Source organism: Micromonospora arida (assembly GCF_003857035.1).
GTDB classification, from domain to species: Bacteria; Actinomycetota; Actinomycetes; order Mycobacteriales; family Micromonosporaceae; genus Micromonospora; species Micromonospora arida.
Genome location: NZ_QGSY01000061.1, coordinates 1 through 7,015, shown reverse-complemented (window position 1 = coordinate 7,015; position 7,015 = coordinate 1). Strand labels below are relative to the sequence as shown.

The 7,015-nt window shown below is 69.8% G+C and carries 9 protein-coding genes and 1 pseudogene; all 10 read left to right on the top strand.

Annotated elements, in window-relative coordinates:
- Positions 1-37: 37 nt before the first annotated feature.
- Positions 38-517, top strand: a pseudogene (locus DLJ58_RS01090) (hypothetical protein); the annotation flags it as partial.
- Positions 518-551: 34 nt separating this feature from the next.
- Positions 552-2,183 (top strand): recombinase family protein, encoded by a 1,632-nt coding sequence (locus DLJ58_RS01085; RefSeq protein ID WP_124853440.1) that lies wholly within the window; start codon positions 552-554, stop codon positions 2,181-2,183.
- 931 nt (positions 2,184-3,114) lie between these two features.
- The gene (locus DLJ58_RS34820) at positions 3,115-3,246 is read left to right on the top strand and encodes a hypothetical protein (RefSeq protein ID WP_279635823.1); all 132 of its coding nucleotides are present in this window, start codon (positions 3,115-3,117) and stop codon (positions 3,244-3,246) included.
- A 144-nt stretch (positions 3,247-3,390) separates the two neighbouring features.
- Positions 3,391-3,873 carry a hypothetical protein gene (locus DLJ58_RS34210; RefSeq protein ID WP_208740769.1) on the top strand — a complete coding sequence of 161 codons (483 nt, stop codon included), beginning with the start codon at positions 3,391-3,393 and terminating at the stop codon, positions 3,871-3,873.
- Between the two features lie 293 nt (positions 3,874-4,166).
- Positions 4,167-4,508: an HNH endonuclease gene (locus tag DLJ58_RS34205; RefSeq protein ID WP_208740767.1), complete on the top strand. Its 342-nt coding sequence runs from the start codon at positions 4,167-4,169 to the stop codon at positions 4,506-4,508.
- Positions 4,505-4,720, top strand: coding sequence for a hypothetical protein (locus tag DLJ58_RS01075; RefSeq protein WP_124853438.1), 216 nt, complete (start codon positions 4,505-4,507; stop codon positions 4,718-4,720). The genes DLJ58_RS34205 and DLJ58_RS01075 overlap by 4 nt, the downstream gene beginning before the upstream one ends.
- Positions 4,721-5,246: 526 nt before the next feature.
- The gene (locus tag DLJ58_RS01070) at positions 5,247-5,810 is read left to right on the top strand and encodes a hypothetical protein (protein ID WP_124853437.1); all 564 of its coding nucleotides are present in this window, start codon (positions 5,247-5,249) and stop codon (positions 5,808-5,810) included.
- Entirely contained in the window at positions 5,807-6,058 is a 252-nt protein-coding gene (locus tag DLJ58_RS01065; RefSeq protein ID WP_124853436.1) for a hypothetical protein, read from the top strand. The genes DLJ58_RS01070 and DLJ58_RS01065 overlap by 4 nt, the downstream gene beginning before the upstream one ends.
- The gene (locus tag DLJ58_RS01060) at positions 6,058-6,528 is read left to right on the top strand and encodes a hypothetical protein (RefSeq protein WP_124853435.1); all 471 of its coding nucleotides are present in this window, start codon (positions 6,058-6,060) and stop codon (positions 6,526-6,528) included. The genes DLJ58_RS01065 and DLJ58_RS01060 overlap by 1 nt, the downstream gene beginning before the upstream one ends.
- A gap of 43 nt (positions 6,529-6,571) precedes the next feature.
- Complete coding sequence (locus DLJ58_RS01055) at positions 6,572-6,760, top strand: hypothetical protein (RefSeq protein ID WP_124853434.1); 189 nt, start codon at positions 6,572-6,574, stop codon at positions 6,758-6,760.
- The last annotated feature ends 255 nt before the right edge of the window (positions 6,761-7,015 follow it).

The following is a 7,015-nucleotide window of genomic DNA, read 5'->3' as shown; positions in this document are numbered from 1 at the left end:
GCCGGCGGGTGTTCTACCCCCGAAGGAGCTACCCCTCATGAACACGATCTTCCGTAAGAGCATGCTGTCTGTTGCTGGTCTCGCGTTCGCCGGTGGTGTCTTCGCCGGCCCGATCGCCGCCCACGCCAACCCGGTGGATGCCAAGCCGGTCGCGGTGGCCGTGCAGTCGGCCGCGCCGAAGCCGCAGGGCGAGCAGTCCCACATCAGCCTCAACGACGAGCAGACCGCCAACGTGAAGGCGATCATCGCCGCCACGAAGAAGGCCGGTCTCCCGGAGCGGGCCGCGGTCATCTCGATCGCGACGAGCCTGCAGGAGTCGAAGCTGGAGAACCTGGGCCACCTGGGCGACAGGAACGACCACGACTCGCTGGGCTTGTTCCAGCAGCGCCCGTCCAGTGGTTGGGGTACCCCGGAGCAGATCACCGACCCCGCCTACTCCACCACCGCGTTCCTCAAGGGCCTCAAGCAGGTCGACGGGTGGCAGGACATGCCCCTGACCGACGCCGCGCAGACGGTTTGAGCGGAAAGGCAGTCACGGGTACGCTGCGCACATGACCGCCCAAGCTACCCGCGCCGCCGCCTACTTGCGCCGGTCCGCCGCTCGCAAGGCCGCCGACCGCAACGCGACGATCATCGAGCAGCGTGATGAAATCCACGGCTACGCCGACGACCACGGATTGACGATCGCCGTGGAGTTCAACGAGGGGGAGGGGCGCGGCGCGTCCCGGCACAGCCGCTCGGCCCGGCCCGCGTTCGAGGCCGCCATGGCTGCGCTCCGCTCCGGTGAGGTAGACGTGATCCTCGTCTATGAGTTGAGCCGCGCCGACCGCCGGGGCATTGCTGGCGCGATCGAATTTGTCGATGTGCTGGCCGCGCAGGGGCGGGGTTTGGTGGAGGTCGACAGCGACCTAGACACGCGCAAGCCGGCCGACCGTGGCCGCGTGATCGCAAAGTTTGAGGCCGCCCGCGATGAGACGGAGCGTCTATCGAAGCGCGTCAGTCGCACCAAGCGCCGCCGGAAGGCCGCCGGGGCATGGCTGGGCGGCACGCTGCCGCTGGGCATGGCTGCCGAGCATGACGCAGACGGCGCACCGACCGGCCGCGTGATCCGCTCCGCTGACTGGCCGCGTGCCCGCGAGGTTGCCGACGCGATGCTGTCCGGCCGGTCCGCGCGCAGCGCCGCCGCCGAGTTTGGGCTGACTGCCAACACGGTCACGAACATGTGCCGCTCTGCTACGTGGGCGGGGTTGCAGACGGCCGACCGGCGCATGTCCGAGGCCGAGGCCGCCACCGTCGCCGGCCGTCCGTGGCGCAAAGCCGCCGAGGTGATGATGGTCGATGGTGCCCCGGTCGCGTTGCTCGGTGGCGAGGATGCCCGAGTGGTCACCCCGGCCGAGCGTGAGCGCCTTATCGCCATGATCGACGCCCGCACGGGTCGCGCCGCGACCGCGACCGGCACGCGGAAGTCCGGCCGGTCTGTGAACGGCACCCTGCTCGGTGGCCGCGATGGTGTGGCCCGCTGTGAGCTGTGCACGCGCCCCATGGTCGCCTCCGGCACCGACCGGACCCGCACCGACGCAGCCGGCCGGGTGCGTGTGTCGCGTGCCGCGTACCGGTGCCACGGTGTCGCCAGCAAGCAATGCCCCGGCACCACGATCAACCGCGCCGACCTCGACGCGTACGTCTGGCACGCCGTCACGCTCGCCGTTGATATCGCCGAGGATGATTCCCCGTTGTGGCAGACCGTGGCCGCCCGTCTGGCAGCCGCCACCGCCGACCCGGCCGCCGACGCCCGCCGCGCCGCCGCCGAGGCCGAGCACGCCACCGCCGCCGCCGCGCTGTCCCGCGTGCTGGACATGGCGGCCGATGGTCTGCTCACCCGCGAGGAAGCCCGCCCGCGCATCGACGCCGCCCGGACGCGCGTTGACGCAGCGACGCGCGCCGTCAAGGCCGCCACCGCCGAGGCCCCGGCCGTCCCCGGTCGCCGCGCCGTCCGCGATGGTCTGGACGCGCTGGACCTCGACGGTAAGCGAGCCATCCTGCGCGCCGCCCTGGACGCCGTGACCGTGCTCAAGACTGGCCGGCACCACCCCGCCAACCGGCCCCCGGTCTCTGCCCGCGTGACCCTCGACGGCCCGGCCGCTGACATCCTCGCCGCCGCCGCCGAGGTGCCCGCCGGCTGATCCGCCGACGCTCAACAAGTGGCCCGCTACGTGACCTGTGGCGGGCTGCTCTGCGTCCGGCGTCCGATGCCCGCCGGACAGCACCCACGGCCGGCAGCGTGGCGTAAGGCCCGTTTCCGATGCCATCCCGCAGCACCCCCCGCCCGCCGGTCGACACCGCCGCCGAGGGGGTGCCGACGTGGGTGCGCCATTCGGGGGGTAATGGACTTCGGACTCTTGTCGCCTCGCCGCCTGCTTTCCTTCCCCCTTCAATCTGTCCTATTTCCTCCCCCTTATATACCTCTATTATAACTAAATGTAGTTACTTATAGTGCTCTCTGTAGTCCCTGGGCATCCCCGGCTGCGCCTGCGCCCGGTGATGGGTGCGTTATCAGGGGGGTAAGTGCCGACGGGGTGCAGACAGTTACCGGCACTGGGTGCGCCATCCGGGGGGTAATTCTTGGGCACCGCCGGCTGTGCCCGCGCCCGGTAGTCGGGCACCCCTCGCTGCGCCTGCACCCACCGCCGCACACCCGCCGCCGGCCCGCCCCGCCGATCTCACCCGTGAACCGTACGGCCGTACTGTATGCCTGTAGGACATACCAAGCAGAGGGAAGCCGCGCCCCGCCCCGGCCGGCAGCAGCGAGCGCCCCGGCAAGGCCGCAAGCCTCTGACCAGGGTGTTTTACCCCTGTAGGACGAACACTGCGGAAACGCTGAGCCTCCGGTCCCAAGATCGGGTTTCCCCCCGTCGGGGACATACTCTATGCAAGCCCCCCCGCACGACCACCGTCCGAGATGGACGGACCCGCGCACAGCGACGACCGGCAACCCGTCGCGCGCCCCTCGACCCCGCCCGGTCATGAGTGGGCCGATCTTGGTTGCCGCCAGAAGATCGGTCCACCCATGTCCGGGCGGTTTCGCGTCTGCCGCTGCCCACGAGTGGAGGAACCATGACCGCCCCGACGATCACCCGCCGCCCCACCGCGACCCGGCCCCGGCCACTGACTGACGAAGCCACCGCCGCATTCCGCGCGAACGTGGCCGACTACCTCGCGCACCGCGCGTCCCGACTGTCCCGGTAGGACAGACACCCGCACCGAACGCGTCGCATGCGCTCGGAGCGGTCAGTACCACCAAAAACCAACGCCTCGGCGTTGCGAGGGATGCGACCCCTCGCAACGTCGGGGCGTCTTTTTTGTGCCCTCACAACGATTGGAGGTGACCCCGTGGACGCATACCACTACGGCGATGACATGACCCCCGCCGCCCGCTCCGCAGCCTGGGCCATCGAAACCTGGCTTACCGACCGCGAAACCTTCCGCTGGCTGATCGGCCGTTTCACGGAAGGCCCCGAGCTGTTCGACGCCTACCTGTCCACCCTTGACACCCTCGACTACGACGCCGACCCGGTGCTGATGACCGGTGCCCCCGGTGGCCTGTTCGCCGAGACGCAGATGATCGGCGCTCGCGTGGCCGTCAAGCGTGGCCCGGCCGTGGGCGAGATCATGCCCGCCGGCCGGAAGACGTTCGCCGCCGTTGCGCGCGACTACCTGATGTCCGCCGTAGTCCATGGGAAACGGGGATGGATGGGTGTGCATCTCTGGCGGGGTGCGCCGATCTACACCGACCGCACCCGCCGCGAGCGCCTGATCATGCGCGACCGCACGTACCCGCGCCCCGGCGACCGTCCGCTGTGGGACCGGCTGTGACCGCCGCGCCGCCGCCGTGCTTGAACGGGTGCGACCGGCCCGCGCGACACCTGGCCGGCAAGTACGCCGGGCTGTGCAAGCCCTGCCGCGACAGGGCGCAGCGCACCGCCGCAAAGATTGCCGGGAAGTGCGCGCGCTGTCAGGTTCGGCCGACCGAGCAGGGCTACACGCAGTGCCCCTCGTGTCGGGCGGTTTCCACCGCCTACGCCGCCACAAGCAACGCCGCCAACACTGCGTCTGGTGCTGACGCGGCCAGCAAGCGCCGCAACCGCGCAGCCCGGAAGGCAGCCGGTTTGTGCCAGAGCGCCGCCGGCCACGGCCCGGCCGTCGCAGGTAACACGTACTGCCGCCCATGCCTCGACCGCCGCAACGCCCGCAACGTCCGCCGCGCCGAACGGTTCTGGTCCGCCCACGGCATCGACGCCTGGACGTGCTGGATCTGCTGCGGACCGATCGCCCCCGGCGACCGGCACATAGAGCACGTGGTGCCGCGCGCCCGTGGTGGGTCCGACGAGCCGAGCAACCTGCGCCCCTCGGACTCCCGGTGCAACCTCGCCAAGTCCGACGACGACCCCTGGCCCTACCTCGCGTCCGTCTGGGACGACATCGACCCCACGGAGGTCAACTACCTATGAGCACCCTGACCATTGCATCCGTCCTCTTTTCCATGCTGGCGCTGGTCTCGCTGGTCGTCATCACCCGCCGCGCCCTAGTGGTGACCGTCGACCTGAAAGCCTCGATTGCTGGCCGTCGCGCCGAGCAGCCCGCGCCCGCCGCCGAGCAGCCGCAGCGCAACGCGCCGACGCTCGTTCAGGGGACGTTGCGGAAGGCCCGCCCCGATGCCTGAGCCGCTGACCGCTATCCATGTTTCGCCCGAGCGCCGGCATGAGCTGCTGGTCGCGTCCGACTTCCGTTGTGAAGTCAGCGGATGCGGCAAGCGCGCGTCCTATGTGGTCATTCTTCCGACCGCTGAGGCCGGCACCGCTTGCGGCGTCTGTGCTACGGCCCCCCGCGCCTCGCTGGGCGTGTGCGGCTGACATGCCGTACCACGTTCACCCGCCCGGCGTCTGCCGTGCCTGCGGCAAGAAGTTGCCGCCGCCCCCGCACCGAGGCCGACCCCGCACCGCGTGCGAGCGCCGCGCGTGCCAAGTCGAACGCCACCGACAGGACAAGCGCGCTAGCCGCCGCCGTCCTTTGTAGACCCCCGCGTGACTAGGCATGGCTCGCGGGCATGGCACCCGCCCCGGTCGCAACTCCTGAATGCGACCGGGGCGCAGTGCCCACACCACAAACCCCCGCGCCGGGCGGCATCCCCGGCATCCCCCCTGCTCGCGTTGTAACGGAGTGATCCGCGAGCGTTGAAAGGCCCAAACATGGGTATCGAATTCCACTACATCACCAACGGCGTTCACGTCCTAGCCTTTGGTCGCCGGCCGCGTGGCGCGGTTGCTGCCGCCAAGGCCGATGTTCCGGTCGCCGTGGACGCCATTGCCGAGCAGGTCCCGGCCGTGGCCGCCGCTCTGGCGAAGCTGCACCAGGCTCGCGCCGCCATGCAGTCCATCGTGGACGACATGGCCGCGCTCGTCAGTGAGCACGAGGACTACGCCGTCAAGGTCAAGGCCGGCAAGGTGCAGCCCAAGGCCGACACCTACTGGCAGGGCCGTGCGGACGACATCCGCGACGCGCACACCGCCGCGCTGCGGGTCGCTGTGGCCGCTCAGGATGCGCTCGTGGACGTGTCGGCTCCGCACGTCGAGGCCGCCCGCCAGCGCGACCGGGACGAGATCGGCAAGATGACCGACCGCCTGTCTGTCTTGATCGACCGTTCTACCCAGTACAGCTCGGGCAGCGTCGTCGTTGACGGCTGGCAGGTGATCGGCAGCGTCGACAGCATCCTTCGCGGGCTGCGCAAGATCGCTGCCGATGGTGCCCGGTGAACGCCCGCTACGACCACACCGGCCGCCTGATGACCGACGCCGAGGCCGCCGCCTGGGATGCCGAGGTTGACGCCACCGCCGCCGCTATCCGTGCCGAGCGCCAGGCCGCCGAGCAGCCGCCGGCCGAGGCTGCCCCGCCGCCCGTGGACATGCGCGCCCTGGCCCGGCAGATCCGCAACGGCACCGCCGACAGCAATTCCCGCCCCGACATTCAAGAAATCGCCAAGCGCATAAGGGGGCCGTTCTGATGACTCACCGCCAGCCGACCACGGTGGAGCAGGACCGGCAAGCCGCCCGCGCCCGCAAGGCCCGCCGCAAGCACGCCCGCCGCGAAGCATTCGAGCGCTGGGAAGCCGGATACGCCGCGATGATGCGGCTGGATGCGGAGCGTGCGAATACCCGCGACCGGCTGAACAAGGGGGCGATGATCAGCCCGGCGACTCTGCGCTATCTCGGCATCCGGATTCCGGCGGGGTACGTCTACGCGCCCGCCGAGCAGCCGGAGCCGACCCCCGCGCCGCAGCCCGAGCAGCCCGAGCCGCAGCCGGTCACGCCGGCACCAGTGAAGCCGTGCGCGCACTGTGGCGAGCCGTTCCCGGTGAAGGGCAGCAAGCGCTATTGCTCGGGTGACTGTCGGGTCGCCGCCCGCCCGTTGGCACCGCCGGCCAAGGGATCGATGCGGGACCGTCCGCATCGGACCCTGCTGGGCAGCAAGTGAACCCCGGCCCCCGCAGTTTCGACCCCCCTGGGGAGGTGAATTCATGAACCTGAATGACGCCTGGGGGCAGTTCTTTTACGCCGTCCGGACTTCCGGCCGCCCCCGTGCTGTCCGCTGGCCCGGCATGTCCGATGAGGACTATTACCTTGCCGAGTTGACCGCAGGAACGCCCGATGAATTGGCGCGTCGGCTTGCCGGCCTCCCCCCTCTGTCGCCGGACAATGGTGAATGAGCAATGCGTTTGATGTCTGCGTCTTGCTGCCTACGAGTAAGACGCACACATCGACGCGCCTTTGTCCACGCTGCCGACGCAGAACCATTCTTGCAGGCGAGATAATGTGCGCTACATGCTGGCATGAATTGTAGTTGCTCTGATTAATTGCGTTAGTCGAATGGTGAATGTGCGAGCGAACGCGTTGCATCGTTCCTTTGTGGAATTGTATGCGTGCGTTCGCTGCGCCGTTCGCAGGGCCGCGCACCCCCTGGG